Below are 13,013 nucleotides of genomic sequence, written 5' to 3'. Positions count from 1 at the left end.
TCACTGGCCGTCGACGCGTCGACACAGGTCGGTGTGTCGACCGTCTACTGGCCGGACATGTTCCGAGAGTCGACTGCTGGTGAACCACGTCGAACCCAGCAACCGACCCTCGTATGTGGCATGTGTACTCATACCACTCCACCATGCCGAACACCCGATCGGCGACTGACAACGAGAGACTTCGAGAACCAACGAACGGCGCGTGGAGAGGTGTCGTGCCCGGTCGGAAGACCGAGACTATTTAGACTGTGTTTTTTGACATATATAAGGCTTTCTCCAATTGAGTCCACTGGTCACCGAAAGCAAGTTTTGAAGTCTGATTCGACCGAACTCGAATCGGTGACTGGTACCAATATGCACAATATATAATAGAATTGTGATAGAAGATCTACGAGGGTCATGGTTGGTAGTCGACTTGCGGTCGGCCAATCAGTAGGCTTGCGGAGCGAGCAGTCAGTCGACTTTTCGACTCGTGTGTTCGCGAACGCGAGGACTTAGTGTCACGGGAGCCACCTCTCCGTATGAGCCTCCCTGCACTCCCGACCGGTTGGCGGGTCTGGAACGAAGAGCCCGATGGCCGCGTAATTCTGGCCTACCGTCCCGACGTCTTCAATTCGAGCGACTACCCGGCAGCCTGTCTGCCAACGATCTACGTTACGAACGGCTCGCCGCAGCGTCGACCCGGCGCTGGCTCGGTCGAAACCGACGTCTGGCAGGTCAAACTCTTTCTCGAACCCGAGATCGAAGCGACCACCAGGCGGTACGACGACCGCAGCGCCGCGATCGATGGCGCAGTAGAGACGGCCCAGGCGTTCGTCGAGGGGAGCGTCGACTACCGCGCGTGCTACCAGGCCCCACGTGAAGAGTACTTCGAGAAACTCGACGAGTTGGTCGGAGCGGACTGACCTGCTCCACCGTGGGCGAACGTTAACGGGCTTGGACTCCTACAGTCGACTATGTCCACTGTCACACTCATCGGTGACCGCCTCGCCGAGGTCGACCGAGAGTTCGTCTACCGCGGCGAGGCCGCTGGCTGTGCGGGCTGTCCGTATCGGAGCCAGTGTCTCAACCTGCAAGAAGGCAAACGCTACCGGATCACTGAACTCCGAGAGAACGCCCAACTGCTCGACTGTGCGGTGCACGACACCGGGGTTCGAGCGGTCGAGGTCGAACCGACTACGGTGCCCGCAAACATCGCCTCGCGCGGAGCCTACGCCGGGAGTAAAGCCAGCCTCGAAGGGCCGTGTCCGCACACCGAGTGTCCAAGCCACGAGTACTGTGTGCCCGAAGGAGCGGCGTTCGACACCGAGTATCGGATCGCCGCCGTCACTGGCGAGCCACCCCACGACCACTGCTTACTGGATCGCTCGTTGACGCTGGTTGAGCTCACCGACGAGTAGATGACGTTCCACGAAATCGATTGTCAGGCAACGTGTCCGACCTGTTCGGCAACGTAGCCGAAGATTCCTTCGTAGCCTCGCGGCGACAGGAGGACGGGATAAAAGTCCGTTTCCGCGTACAGTGGTTCGCCGTCGACTGCCGCAAACGCGGTCCCCTCGGAAACGAGTTCGAAGTTCTCGACGAACACCTCGTAGCTGTCGCCCTCCGGCTTCGGAATCGGTCGAACAAGCCGGAAGACCTGCACCGTCTCGGGGTCGGGGATATCGAGGCGGTCGTCGGCCTCCGGCGCTGGGAGCGCGCCCGTCGCGGCGAGAAACGCCCGGATGAGGTCGTAGCCGTTTTTTGCGGCCGTTTCGGTGCCCTGGAGCCCGCATTCGACTTCGATGGTGTGGGGGTATTCGACCAATCGTCCGTCGGTGTGCGAGTCGGTTTCGATCAGGACGTCGACCGGGAGCCGTGGATAGATTGCGCGAGCCACCTCGTCGACCGACCGAATCACGCCCATTGGCTTGGGCGTCGACTGGGTCGAGTGGAGCGCAAGCGTCGTACAGCCCTGAATCTCGCGGGCGAGATCGTGGGCGAGTCGACGCTCGTGGGCTTCGGCGTCGGTATCGCCCGGAAAAACGCGATTGAGATCCGCATCGAGATACCGCTTGCCCGCCTGCAGTGCCGCCTCGTTGGCGATGATGAATTTGACCGGCCGCTGGACTGCTGGCTTTTCGGCTAACAGTCGTTCGATCGCCAGCGGCCCACACGGCTCATCTCCGTGAATGCCACCGACGACGGCGAGTTCCGGCGTTCCCTCGCCGAGTTCGTAGATCCTCATTGGAAACAGACAGGGAGTCGGGACATTTGAGCCCCCCGGTCTGGTTCGACAGTGGTCCCAGCAGTAGCGAGCGACTATTTATACAGCACGTCGACCGACTTCTTCAGTCGACCAGATACTGCTGATCCGACTCGGTGGCGACCGGGGTCTCGCCGTCGACCGTGAGCTGCCAGCCCTCGATCGATGTCGGTTCATCGAGCGCCGCCCGTAGCGTCGATCTGACATCGCGGAGGTCGACGCCGTAAAAGTCGGCTGGGACACCTTGCAGGTACTGGAGGGCGGTCAAAAAGAGGCTCCGCATGCCGTCGTCATTCTCGAAGTCGACGTGTTTGTAGGCGCCGGCGGCGACCTGCACCATCCCGTGGAGAAATGCACTTTCGGTGCTGCCGCTGCCGTAGTTGTACCACTCGTCCTCGAAGCAGTCGTGGGAGGCGTGGTACTCGCCCGCGTTGAAAAACCGGACGCCGTAGAGCACTGCCAGCCGAAGCGTGCCGTGTTCCCAGTGGCCCGTTTGGGGGTTCCAGCCGGTTGGCTCGCCGACAATGGGTGGGGCGACCGTCGGATCGTGGGTGTGGTCGTCCATTCCGCTGTGAACTCCCAGCGCGCCGACGGGCCTAACTCCACCGGTCCGGCGCGTGCCGTTTATTCGAGTTGAACCGCAAAGTCGACAGATGAACCGACGACGCTATCTGTCGGTCGCGGGCCTGACGGCCTGCGGGATGGTTGCTGGCTGTCTCGACGCAGGATCGGAGTCGGATCTCCCGTCGGGAGTAGCCGCTGAGACGGTCGTCGACGGCCTCGACGCACCGTGGGGGCTGGCGTTTCTCGACCAGACGTGGCTGGCGATCACCGAACGCGACAAGGGGCAGCTGCTGCTCGTTGATCGCGAGGAGGGGACGACGCGAAACGTCGACGGTGTCCCCACGGTCGACTCGGCGGGACAGGGTGGCCTGCTGGACGTGACGACCCATCCCGACTACCCCGACGAGCCGTGGCTCTATCTCACCTACTCGGCGGCCAACAACGCGGGCGAGACGACGACCCACCTCGGTCGTGGACGGCTCGACGTCGACGCCGCGACGCTCTCGGAGTTCGCGGTGCTCCACCGTGCCGAACCGTTTCTCGACCGGTCGAACCACTACGGCTCGCGGGTCGTCTTCGGCCCCGAAGGGTTCGTGTACGTGTCGGTCGGCGACCGCGAATTCAAGGATTTCGGCCCGGATCACGTCGCCCAAGACCTGACGAACGATCTGGGGTCGATCCTCCGCTTCGAGCCGGACGGCTCGATTCCCGACGACAATCCCTTCGTCGACAGCGAGGAACGCAGTTCCTCGGGCAGCCGGACACAGTCCGGCGACAGCGATGAGCGGAGCTCATCTGGCAGCCGGGCAAAGCCCGGCGACGAGCCCGACGCCCGCGACGGGATCTACAGCTACGGCCACCGCAACCCACAGGGGCTGGCCGTCCACCCCGAGACGGGCGAATTGTGGGAGTCCGAACACGGCGAGCGCGACGGCGACGAACTCAACCGTATCGAGGCTGGCGGCAACTACGGCTGGCCGGTGGCAAGCGAAGCCTGTCGGTACGGCACTGACGACCCGGTCGGCGAGTCGCACGACGAGCGTGAGGATGTGGTCGACCCGGTGTTCTACTGGGAGTGCGGCTCCGGGGGCTTTCCGCCTGCTGGAATGGCTTTCTACGACGGCCCCATCAGCGAGTGGCAAGGCGATCTGTTCGTCGGCAACCTCGCCGGACAGTACCTCGGTCGATTTAGAGTCGACGGCCGGGACGTGCGAGAGCTCGATCCACTACTGGCTGGTCGCGGCTGGCGTATTCGAGAGGTGGCGGCGGCTCCCGACACAGGGCATCTCTACGTCGCGGTCGACTCCGGCTCTGCGCCAATTGTGCGGTTGATTCCGGAGTAAGCGATCGATGGTGATTGAATTGATTTGCCACCAATGAGTCTGATACGCTCATTCGACATTTCCGACAAGATCACGTGAGTAGACCGGTTGCATCCAGCACGGAACTATCTACTCTCAAACATTAACTACTAGTGCCAATTTAGGTGAATGAAAACTCCATACGTAGTGATGGCGATAGTTACCAAAACCTAATTTCGGCCAATCGAGTTATGTCTTGATCCATCTTTGACAATAGTATGAATCGTCGACGATATCTCACACTTTCTACAGCAGGCTTCATCGCACTATCGGGGTGTGCTGGGAGTGAAGCTAAACAGCAGGAGCAACCTGAGAAATCAGAAGAATCTACCGACCAAGAGTCCGAACCGGAGTCGGAATCGGAAACGATCGAAGAAGAACTTGAGGAAGAGACAAAAACGGTCCAACAGAGTGATCCAATGGAATTTTCAGGGTCTGGTCAGGAGGTTACTGACACATTTGAGCTCGAACGTGGATTCACGTAGTTGGATAGCAGGTTTCTAATCGCAAGACAGCGTAGGGGTAGCTCAAAATTGTCATTTTGGAATGATGGACGTACGTCGACTAATATTTTCTAAGGCGAGTTTCTATTGACCAATCGTAAATTTAGCCGGTATAAATACACGCTCAATATAGTGATATAAAAATAGAATCTAGTTATATATGATATCAGACACAAAATTCGACGATAGAGCGTCATAGACGGTCGTTTTTGAATGAAGGAACTGCTATCCAACTACGATTCACTACCTTTGAAGTCGCTCACGATGGAGAGTCGAATTTCCAGGTCGAGTTGCTTGATGGTGGGGAGGCCATAGAGTATGTGGTAAACGAGATCGGCGAATGGGAGGCACGATATGGGCTCGGTGTGCCAGCAGGCGAATACCGGATGGACGTGAACGCCGACGGAGATTGGTCAGTGATCGTCGACCAGCCACGGCCGACGCCCGATGATCTTGAGGACGCAGCAGGTCAGACGCTATCGGGCTCGTCAAGCGATTACTTCGGTCCGTTCAGTTTCGACGGTGACACACTCTTTTCCGCGATTCACGAAGGTGACGGGAACTTCATTGTTGAAGTTCTAGACGTCAATGGGAACCTCGCCGGTCTAATATTCAACGAGATCGGTGAGTTCGAGGGAGAGACGGTCTCAGGCGCAAGCGGTGATGGGTGGGTCACCGTCGAAGCGAACGGTCAGTTCGAGATCGATCTCGAATGAGCAGTTGAAATCGCCTTATTATTATAACCCGAGTAGCAGTATTACCTCGACTGAAAACCTAAGCGGGAGGAGGGATCCGAACCACGGTCGCAGCAAGCAGCTCCCTGATTCAAATCCTCCACGCGTGGCTCTTTGTCTTACTTCGTTCGACAAAAGAGCCGGAGGAGGGATCCGAACCCTCGACCTAATCCTTACGAAGGATTCGCTCTGCCAGGCTGAGCTACTCCGGCGCGCACTACAGTGTACCGCTATACAGCAAATAAGGGTTGCGAAACCAGGGTCAGTGGTCGCCGGCTTCGTCGACGATCACCACTTCACCATCAACGACCTCGATATTGATGAGCGTCTGCACGTCGTACTCGGTGTTGTCGAGTTCGTTCTCGCCAGCTTTTTTGATCACCGCGAGCACGTCGACGATCTCGGTGTCCATCTCGGTCAGCGCGTCGAGAATCGCTCGCATCGTCCCGCCCGTCGAAAGGACGTCGTCGAGCACGAGCACGCGGTCGCCGGCCTCGACGTCATTTATATACATCTCGGATTTCGAGTAGCCAGTCACCTGCGAGAGCGAGACCTCGCCGGGCAAGCCGTACGAGCGCTTGCGGATAATGGCGATCGGAATATCGGTCATCAGCGAGACGGCCGTCGAGATGTGAATACCCATCGCCGCTGGCGTGACGATCTTGTCGACGCGCTCCAACTCGACCCGGCGGACGATCCGAACCGCGATCTCCCGGAGAAGTTCGGGCTCCAACATCGGCACGCCATCGCTGATCGGATGGACGAAGTACTCGTAGTCTCCCTTTACTGTTATCGGACTATCAAGAAGTGACTGCCGCAGGCGGTCCATACGGTGACTTTCACAGCCGAAACCTAAAGATGACGGTCCACTCGGCGAGCCCCCACCGAAACGGTCTATCACCTATTGAATCACCGACAGTCGACGACTGTAGACGAACTGATGACTGTTGGTGAGCCGATCTCGAACGCACACTCGCCATCGAAGGCTGCCAGCGGCCACGATCCCAACTCCAACGACTGAAGCGTGTCGGCCCATGGATGGTCACCGAGCGAGAAGTCGACGCCCCGGCTCAACGGGCGAAGCCCCAGTGTCCCCGATAGGCTGACCGGCGTCCGGCAGAGCGTGCCATCGAGCCGTGTATACGAGCCCAGCGACAACTCGCGTGATCGCCGCGAGGGGTCGTCGATCGTCAGCGACAGCACGCGCTGGCCGTCTTTTGTCAGTTCCGTCCTCGTTTTTCCTCCCTCCGAAGCAATCGAGATCTCGGCGACCGATTTCGGATACCCCCAGATCTCTGCGCCCAGCGCACGGGCGGGCTCGGTCGTCACCGGAAGCTGCCAGACGTAGCCACCGAGCGTCGACGAGAGACCCGAAACCAACGGGAGCCGCGCTATCGTCGAGTTGGCAACCGCCGGAACCATAATTCCGACCTCGTTGTAGGGTTCGATCTCACCCCGGCCGATTCGGTCGTAGTCGACCGACATGATCGTGAGTGTCGCCCGTGTGGGCGTCAGCCGAACCGGAGCCAACGAATCGGGAAGCAGCGAGTCGACGCCAGTGCGAGATGCCGAAAGCACGACCCCCGAAATCGATGCCTGCGTCGACAGCGGCACTGACACCTCGTGACCCGTCGACAGTCGAACCCTCGACTGCTCGTTCGAGTTCGTCGCGTCCCCAGTCGTCCGGCCAAACACCGACTCCCAAAAGCGACGCAGCGGAACCGAGCGTTCATTGAATCCCGTCGTGATCGCGTCCCGAATCCCGGTCGGGAGTAGGCGAGTCGAGACGATCGCTCGTCCCTGCAGACCGACCGGATACCGCATGGCTGGCGTCCGGTCGGTCGCAGCCTCGACGACCGTCGACGCCACCGTCTCGGGACTCACTGCCAGTGGCCCGCCGTCGAGTGTCCAGCCCCGTTCGAGCGCCTCGTAGACGGATTCGTAGGCAGGTGTCCGGCCATCGGTCGGCAGTCGGTCGGTCGCACTTCCCGAAAACTCGGTGTCGACCCACGCCGGTTCGACCAGCGAGATGTCGACGCCCGGCGTGTCACGAAGCTCCATCCGAAGCGAGTCGGCAAGCGATTCGACGGCGGCTTTCGCGGCCGAATACGTTCCCAATCCGCCAGACGGAGCAACACCGAGTACGCTGGAGACCATGATAATCCGACCCTGATTTACGTTCCGCATCGCGGGCAACACGGCCTGGATCAGTCGATGTGTGCCGTGGACAACCACATCGAACTGCTGGCGTGACTCGACCACAGAGACGTCTTCGACTGGGCCCGGAACCGCGAAGCCAGCGTTGTTGACGAGCACGTCGATACGTCCCGACTCGTCGAGCACTCGGTCGACGGTCGTCCGAACCGACGCGGCGTCGGTGACGTCGAGTTCGAGACACCGACAGCCCAATTCGACTGCGGGTGGAAACGGCGAGTCGACATCGGTCGCGTGCACACGCCAGCCACGAGCGGCAAACGCCTCGGCGGTCGACGCGCCGATGCCGGAGGCTGCACCCGTGATCAGCACTACCGGCTGGCCGCCGTCAGAACCCATCGTATACGTCGACTGAGGCAGCGCGATATAAATAACGCTCCACTGGAACGAAACCGATTCGCGTGCTCAGTTGCCTATCGACCCAGTGTACTGGATGGTCTGCCAGACGAGTGTGGCGACTCCCACCCCGGCCACGCCGACAACACCGGCCAACAGTGTCACCGCAATCGCGTCGTACGAGATCACCCCCCCAACAGCCAGATACGGGACGGCGAGCCCAACGACCAGTAGCCCTGCACCGACAGCGGTCAGCACTGTCGGAAGCCGACGCTTGCCCGTCTGCTGGCCGATAGCCTGTGCTGCGAGGACGACCGCCCCGAACGGTAGCAGGCCGAACAGCCAGATGTACGTCGACATCGGCTGGTCGGCTATACCGGTAGTCAGACCGGCGTCAGACTGGATGCCGGTTCGAAACAGGTAGGTTTGGCCGTCGACCTCGACGAGTCGAAACACCTCGTCGGGCGAGCCCTCACCGTACTGGAAGTCAGTCGGCGGCTCGCGGACCGAATCACAAACAAGCATACCATCTCGGCACACGGGAAGTTCGTAGACCCGTTCGCCATCCGCGTCGGGTTCGCTGTCGACCGTTCGCTCGACGACACGCTGGCCGGCCGGTGAAAGCTCTTCGATCGGTGTCGAATCGTCGGCCTCGAACTCGTAGAGGTCGACCAGCGTCTCGAAGCGGTCAGTGCCTTCTGCGGCGGCCCAGTGGTCATACGGTGCTGGATCGCTCGTCTCGTAGGGCGACGCGAAAATCGGATACGGAACCATGCCACTCACGATCAGCAACGAGCCGACCACCAACCCGAAAAGAAGCCGACGCCGGTCACGATCCATACGGCCCGTCAGTGCGTGAGCATCAAATCGGTTCCGACCGCCGATTCGAGACAATACGGTGGCAAACTCACAACAAAAACTAATTGAAACTGATCCGCATCTGTAACAGTATGAATGGGCTCGTCGACCGGCTCGAACGCAGCTCGCTGGGTTTGACAAACGAGGGTTCTACCCGCAACCAGAGGATACCCTAACATGGCTGGATTCAGTTGCCCGTCGACCGAGCCAAGCGACGAGACGGAGGGTCGCGGTGTCGCGTGAATACAGCGTCGACCGACCCGTCGACTGGCATCGGTGGTCGGCGACGACGCTCTGGATCGGGTTGGTCGTCGTGGGCGCAGTCGGTCTCCTATTCGTCGGCCGGGAGATGGGCCCCTCGCCCAGGTTTCTGCTCGGTGTCGGCAGCGGGCTACTGGCCGTCTCGGCGGCCATCGGCTGGCCCATCTGTCAGGCCTCGGATCAGCCCATTACGCTCGCAACGAAGCTCACGCTCGCTCGGGGGGCCGCGCTTGCCGTGTTCGCCGGCTTTCTCGTTACAGAGCCGGTCGACGGACCAGCCGCCTGGCTCCCGGCACTCTTCTTCGGGCTCGCCGCAGGGTTCGACGCCGTCGACGGACGACTCGCTCGGGCAACCGATTCGGTCTCCGAGCTCGGTGGGCGGCTCGACACCGAAATGGACGGCCTCACCGTTTTGTTCGGCACCGTTTTCGTCGTCACTGCCGACCTCGTTCCCGCCGTCTTTCTGCTCGTCGGCCTCGCACGGTATGCGTTCGTCGGCGGGATCTGGCTCCGAAACCGGCGGGCGCTCGCCGTCGGATCGCTGCCGCCGAGCCAGCTCAGACGGTTTTTGGGTGGCATGGCGATGTCGACCATCTGGATCGCGTTGCTTCCAGTGGTTGCGCCCACAACTTCCCGGGTGATCGCCCTGGTCGTCGTCGGTCCGTTTCTCCTCAGCTTCGGTCGCGACTGGCTCGCGGTTTCGGGTCGGATCTGAGCCCGGTCGTGAGGACTATTTATGTACTCAGTTCCTACGTTCGGTAACTGACCGTCTGGCGGTTTATATACCGAAGCGGTAGACACACCATGCACGTTGGATTCGTCGTTTACGGCGGGATCGATCAGACCTCCGGCGGCTACCGGTACGACCGCAAACTCGTCGACTTCCTGCGAGCCGAGGGTGACACGGTCGACGTTATCTCGCTTCCGTGGCGGTCGTACTGGCGCAACGTCCTCGGCGGATTCACTCCACAGCTTCGATCACGGCTGGATCGGCCGGTCGACGTGTTGGTGCAGGACGAACTCTGCCATCCGTCGCTCTGGCGGGTGAATCACCATCTGAGGCGTCCCGTTGCAATCGTCGGGCTCGTTCATCACCTCCAGTCTGACCAGCCGGGACGGCTGCCACGCGTTCGACGCTGGATCGAGAAAGCGTATCTCGATTCGGCCGACACAGCGATCTGTACGAGCGAGTTCACCTGTCGACGCGTCAGCCGACTCGCAACGGGCCGCGCCGACCGTCTCGTCGCGCCACCAGCAGGGCGAATCGAAGGGCCCGCGTGTACTGAAGCCCAGGTACGACAGCGATCCACCGAAGGACCGCTTCGCATCGTGTTTGTCGGTAATCTCGTCGCCCGAAAGGGACTCACGACACTGCTGTCGGCGGTTGGACGCCTCACGGACGACGACGGTTGCGACTGGGAGCTGACTGTAATCGGTAGTCACGACCCCGAGCCTGCCTACGCGAACCGTGCACAGAGTTTGGCCCACACACTGGGCGTCGACGACTGCGTCGAGTTCACCGGCGAACTCACCGACAACGAACTCGTCGCCGAACTCGAATCCAGCCACGTTCTCTGTGTGCCCTCCGAGTACGAGGGGTTCGGGATGGTGTATCTCGAAGCCATGGAGTACGGCGTCGTCCCGATAGCCAGCGCCACGGGCGGCGCAAGCGAGTTCATTACGGATGGTGAGACAGGGGCGCTGGTCGAGCCGGGAGCCGACGCTCGAATCGCCGACCTGCTCGCCGAGTGGGCTACTGATCGTCGTCGACTGGGCGACCTCGGTGTAGCAGCGCTCGAAACGGCGGCCACCCATCCGACGTGGGACGAAACGCTGTCCACCGTTCGGGCGCGACTGCAGGCCGCGGCGACTGACTCGCCAGCTAACGTCGACAGCTCCACCGCAAAAGAATCCCCTTCGAGCCCCCCGCGAGGTGAGAAACAGTGAGTCGGTTTGTCGAGTATCTCACAGCGAAACGGACAATCGAGGATCGGGCGCTCAACCGGCAGGTCTGGGATCGGTTCGTTGAGGAACTCTCCGCCCCTACCGACCCGGATCGACCGGTTCGGATCGTCGAAATCGGGGCCGGAACCGGCTCGATGCTCGCGCGGCTCGCCGAGTGGGACGCCCTTCCGGCTCGCACCTCCTACCGTGCGGTCGACCTCGACAGTGAGACGATCGCTGTCGCCCGCGACCGACTCCCCCAGTGGTTACGGGACGCGGGCTATACGGTCGACTCGGAGTTCGATCGACTCGTTGCTCAACGAGAACGGGCCGATGGCCCCAACCAGCAGATCGAAATCACACTGGAGGTCGCCGACGCCTTCGAGATCACCGACGCAGCCGACGCCGTGATCGCCTCGGCCGTGTTGGATCTGGTCGACCTCGAACCGGCGGTCGACCGGCTTTCGAAGCTGTTCGATGGTGGCGACGAAGCTGGCGATGGCCCAGCCGTCGACGATAGTGACGATAGCGGTGGTGGGCTGCTGTACGCACCGATGACGTTCAATGGGCACACCTCGTTTACGCCACCCCATCCGCTCGACGGTCGGATCGAACGACTGTATCACCGACATATGGACGAGATTCGAGACCAGCCCGGAAGCAGCCGAGCAGGCCAACAGCTCCTGGACGTGTTGCCGGCTGCGGGCTACCGGCTGCTCGAAGCCGGGGGTGGTGACTGGGTGATCCGACCGACTGCGGGCGCATACCCCGGCGCGGAGTCGACCGTGCTCGCGCATCTCCTGTCGACGATCGACGGCGCGCTGGCCGACTATCCGGCCGAGGTGCTTGCGCCGTCGACCCGGGCGACGTGGGTCGACGCTCGACGGGGCCAACTGGCGCGTGGTGAGCTCACGCTCGTTGCACACCACCTCGACGTGCTCGCACGCGTTCCGGCCGAGGTCAGCAGTCGACGCCAGTGATAACGAACTGTGCACCGTTGCGGTCACTTTCGGTGAGTGAGACGTCCCAATCGTGGGCCGCGATCACGCTGTCGACGATCGAGAGCCCCAATCCGGTGCCACCGGTTGTTGTCGAGTAGCCCCTGTCGAACACTGCATCGTGTTCGTCGGCCGTGATTCCGGGCCCGTCGTCAGCAACGTAAAAGCCGTCGACCGACTCGCAAACACCGACAGCGACAGTGACGTCCTCGCCGCCGTGTTCGATGCTGTTTCGAAACAGGTTCTCGAACAACTGCTGGAGTCGACTCCTGTCGGCTTCGATTGTCCCGTCGGTTTCGACCTCCAATGTCGCCTGTTTCGTCTCGACGTTCTCCCAACACTGGTCGGCGACCGCCGACAGCTTGATCGGTTCGACGGCCTCGACGTCCCGTCCGCTCCACGCAATCGTGAGCACGTCGCCGACGATCGCTTCGATACGGTCCAGGTTCCGCAGAATCGTCTCAGCGTCCTCGTGATCGATCATCGACACACGGCCTTTCGCGACGGCCAGTGGGTTTCTGATGTCGTGAGAGAGAATCTTTGTGAACGCTTCGAGGCGATCCCGCTGGTTCTTCAGCTCCCGTTCGCGACGGGTTCGCTCGGTGATATCCGTGTAGATCGCGAAACCGAGCTTCGAGTCGGTGTGGCTGTAGGGCACACCGCGATAGAGGAAGTCGCGGGGACCCTCCGCGGAGAGACGCGTCACAACTCCCGAGTTGTGCTTGCCGTCGGCAGTTCGTCTGTCGAAGCGGACCGATTCGGCGGTCGCCGCCTCCGGAACGATGAACTCGTTGAGCGACGCGCCGAGCAACTCCTCGCGAGGGTAGCCAAACACCTCGACGAACGCTGGATTGACCGTTCGAACGATCGGCACTCCGTCGACCAGTTCGAACTCAACAACCGGATCGCCGATCAGCTCGAACAGGTAGTGAAACCGCTTTTCGTCCGCTGTGTTCATTGTAGCGTTCCACTCCGACAGTGACACCGTTGCCAAC

Annotated in this window: 15 protein-coding genes and 1 tRNA gene; 8 read left to right on the top strand and 8 right to left on the bottom strand. The window is 61.2% G+C overall.

The features are described from left to right. A complete protein-coding gene (locus tag O2S87_RS05725; protein ID WP_475407838.1) occupies positions 1-132 on the bottom strand; it encodes a hypothetical protein in 132 nt (43 codons plus the stop codon). A gap of 389 nt (positions 133-521) precedes the next feature. Here O2S87_RS05725 and O2S87_RS05720 point away from each other — a divergent pair, with 389 nt between their 5' ends. Continuing rightward, positions 522-905, top strand: coding sequence for a DUF5820 family protein (locus O2S87_RS05720; protein WP_475407837.1), 384 nt, complete (start codon positions 522-524; stop codon positions 903-905). A gap of 51 nt (positions 906-956) precedes the next feature. Next, positions 957-1,400 (top strand): UPF0179 family protein, encoded by a 444-nt coding sequence (locus O2S87_RS05715; protein WP_475407836.1) that lies wholly within the window; start codon positions 957-959, stop codon positions 1,398-1,400. Positions 1,401-1,423: 23 nt separating this feature from the next. On the opposite strand, the gene O2S87_RS05710 is transcribed toward O2S87_RS05715, so the two are convergent. Together O2S87_RS05710 and O2S87_RS05705 are read right to left on the bottom strand one after the other, a co-directional pair. After that, complete coding sequence (locus tag O2S87_RS05710; RefSeq protein WP_475407835.1) at positions 1,424-2,227, bottom strand: M14 family metallopeptidase; 804 nt, start codon at positions 2,225-2,227, stop codon at positions 1,424-1,426. Between the two features lie 103 nt (positions 2,228-2,330). Next, positions 2,331-2,810 (bottom strand): DUF309 domain-containing protein, encoded by a 480-nt coding sequence (locus O2S87_RS05705; RefSeq protein ID WP_475407834.1) that lies wholly within the window; start codon positions 2,808-2,810, stop codon positions 2,331-2,333. An 88-nt stretch (positions 2,811-2,898) separates the two neighbouring features. On the opposite strand from O2S87_RS05705, the gene O2S87_RS05700 reads away from it, so the two are divergent. The 3 genes from O2S87_RS05700 to O2S87_RS05690 all read left to right on the top strand — a co-directional run bounded on the left by O2S87_RS05700 (position 2,899) and on the right by O2S87_RS05690 (position 5,389). Then, positions 2,899-4,152 carry a PQQ-dependent sugar dehydrogenase gene (locus O2S87_RS05700; protein WP_475407833.1) on the top strand — a complete coding sequence of 418 codons (1,254 nt, stop codon included), beginning with the start codon at positions 2,899-2,901 and terminating at the stop codon, positions 4,150-4,152. Between the two features lie 236 nt (positions 4,153-4,388). Continuing rightward, a complete protein-coding gene (locus tag O2S87_RS05695) occupies positions 4,389-4,655 on the top strand; it encodes a hypothetical protein (protein WP_475407832.1) in 267 nt (88 codons plus the stop codon). Between the two features lie 338 nt (positions 4,656-4,993). Then, the gene (locus O2S87_RS05690) at positions 4,994-5,389 is read left to right on the top strand and encodes a YbaB/EbfC family nucleoid-associated protein (protein ID WP_475407831.1); all 396 of its coding nucleotides are present in this window, start codon (positions 4,994-4,996) and stop codon (positions 5,387-5,389) included. A 156-nt stretch (positions 5,390-5,545) separates the two neighbouring features. Here O2S87_RS05690 and O2S87_RS05685 read toward each other — a convergent pair. The 4 genes from O2S87_RS05685 to O2S87_RS05670 all read right to left on the bottom strand — a co-directional run bounded on the left by O2S87_RS05685 (position 5,546) and on the right by O2S87_RS05670 (position 8,797). Continuing rightward, positions 5,546-5,619, bottom strand: a tRNA-Thr gene (locus O2S87_RS05685). A 50-nt stretch (positions 5,620-5,669) separates the two neighbouring features. Next, positions 5,670-6,236 (bottom strand): hypoxanthine/guanine phosphoribosyltransferase, encoded by a 567-nt coding sequence (hpt, locus tag O2S87_RS05680; protein WP_475407830.1) that lies wholly within the window; start codon positions 6,234-6,236, stop codon positions 5,670-5,672. A gap of 80 nt (positions 6,237-6,316) precedes the next feature. Further along, positions 6,317-7,960: an SDR family NAD(P)-dependent oxidoreductase gene (locus O2S87_RS05675; protein ID WP_475407829.1), complete on the bottom strand. Its 1,644-nt coding sequence runs from the start codon at positions 7,958-7,960 to the stop codon at positions 6,317-6,319. A 66-nt stretch (positions 7,961-8,026) separates the two neighbouring features. Next, positions 8,027-8,797, bottom strand: a complete 771-nt coding sequence (locus O2S87_RS05670; protein WP_475407828.1) for a hypothetical protein — start codon at positions 8,795-8,797, stop codon at positions 8,027-8,029. A 250-nt stretch (positions 8,798-9,047) separates the two neighbouring features. Here O2S87_RS05670 and O2S87_RS05665 point away from each other — a divergent pair, with 250 nt between their 5' ends. From O2S87_RS05665 to O2S87_RS05655, 3 genes are all read left to right on the top strand, one after another. Then, positions 9,048-9,791, top strand: coding sequence for a CDP-alcohol phosphatidyltransferase family protein (locus O2S87_RS05665; RefSeq protein ID WP_475407827.1), 744 nt, complete (start codon positions 9,048-9,050; stop codon positions 9,789-9,791). Between the two features lie 89 nt (positions 9,792-9,880). Beyond that, positions 9,881-11,023 carry a glycosyltransferase family 4 protein gene (locus O2S87_RS05660; RefSeq protein ID WP_475407826.1) on the top strand — a complete coding sequence of 381 codons (1,143 nt, stop codon included), beginning with the start codon at positions 9,881-9,883 and terminating at the stop codon, positions 11,021-11,023. Further along, complete coding sequence (locus tag O2S87_RS05655; RefSeq protein ID WP_475407825.1) at positions 11,020-12,000, top strand: class I SAM-dependent methyltransferase; 981 nt, start codon at positions 11,020-11,022, stop codon at positions 11,998-12,000. Before O2S87_RS05660 ends, O2S87_RS05655 begins: the two co-directional genes overlap by 4 nt. On the opposite strand, the gene O2S87_RS05650 is transcribed toward O2S87_RS05655, so the two are convergent. Continuing rightward, positions 11,981-12,976: a PAS domain-containing sensor histidine kinase gene (locus O2S87_RS05650; protein WP_475407824.1), complete on the bottom strand. Its 996-nt coding sequence runs from the start codon at positions 12,974-12,976 to the stop codon at positions 11,981-11,983. The genes O2S87_RS05655 and O2S87_RS05650 overlap by 20 nt on opposite strands. Positions 12,977-13,013: the final 37 nt, after the last annotated feature.

The organism is Halohasta sp. A2 (assembly GCF_056175805.1).
Note: the sequence above shows the minus strand (reverse complement) of the source record. Positions and strands in the feature narration are given on the sequence as shown.

Bases quoted from the DNA above. Each gene is read 5' to 3' on its own strand.
- O2S87_RS05710 (WP_475407835.1), bottom strand. From the start codon at position 2,227: ATGAGGATCTACGAACTCGGCGAGGGAACGCCGGAACTCGCCGTCGTC.
- O2S87_RS05700 (WP_475407833.1), top strand. From the start codon at position 2,899: ATGAACCGACGACGCTATCTGTCGGTCGCGGGCCTGACGGCCTGCGGG.
- O2S87_RS05660 (WP_475407826.1), top strand. From the start codon at position 9,881: ATGCACGTTGGATTCGTCGTTTACGGCGGGATCGATCAGACCTCCGGC.
- O2S87_RS05715 (WP_475407836.1), top strand. From the start codon at position 957: ATGTCCACTGTCACACTCATCGGTGACCGCCTCGCCGAGGTCGACCGA.
- O2S87_RS05670 (WP_475407828.1), bottom strand. From the start codon at position 8,797: ATGGATCGTGACCGGCGTCGGCTTCTTTTCGGGTTGGTGGTCGGCTCG.
- hpt (WP_475407830.1), bottom strand. From the start codon at position 6,236: ATGGACCGCCTGCGGCAGTCACTTCTTGATAGTCCGATAACAGTAAAG.
- O2S87_RS05650 (WP_475407824.1), bottom strand. From the start codon at position 12,976: ATGAACACAGCGGACGAAAAGCGGTTTCACTACCTGTTCGAGCTGATC.
- O2S87_RS05705 (WP_475407834.1), bottom strand. From the start codon at position 2,810: ATGGACGACCACACCCACGATCCGACGGTCGCCCCACCCATTGTCGGC.
- O2S87_RS05695 (WP_475407832.1), top strand. From the start codon at position 4,389: ATGAATCGTCGACGATATCTCACACTTTCTACAGCAGGCTTCATCGCA.
- O2S87_RS05675 (WP_475407829.1), bottom strand. From the start codon at position 7,960: ATGGGTTCTGACGGCGGCCAGCCGGTAGTGCTGATCACGGGTGCAGCC.
- O2S87_RS05725 (WP_475407838.1), bottom strand. From the start codon at position 132: ATGAGTACACATGCCACATACGAGGGTCGGTTGCTGGGTTCGACGTGG.
- O2S87_RS05720 (WP_475407837.1), top strand. From the start codon at position 522: ATGAGCCTCCCTGCACTCCCGACCGGTTGGCGGGTCTGGAACGAAGAG.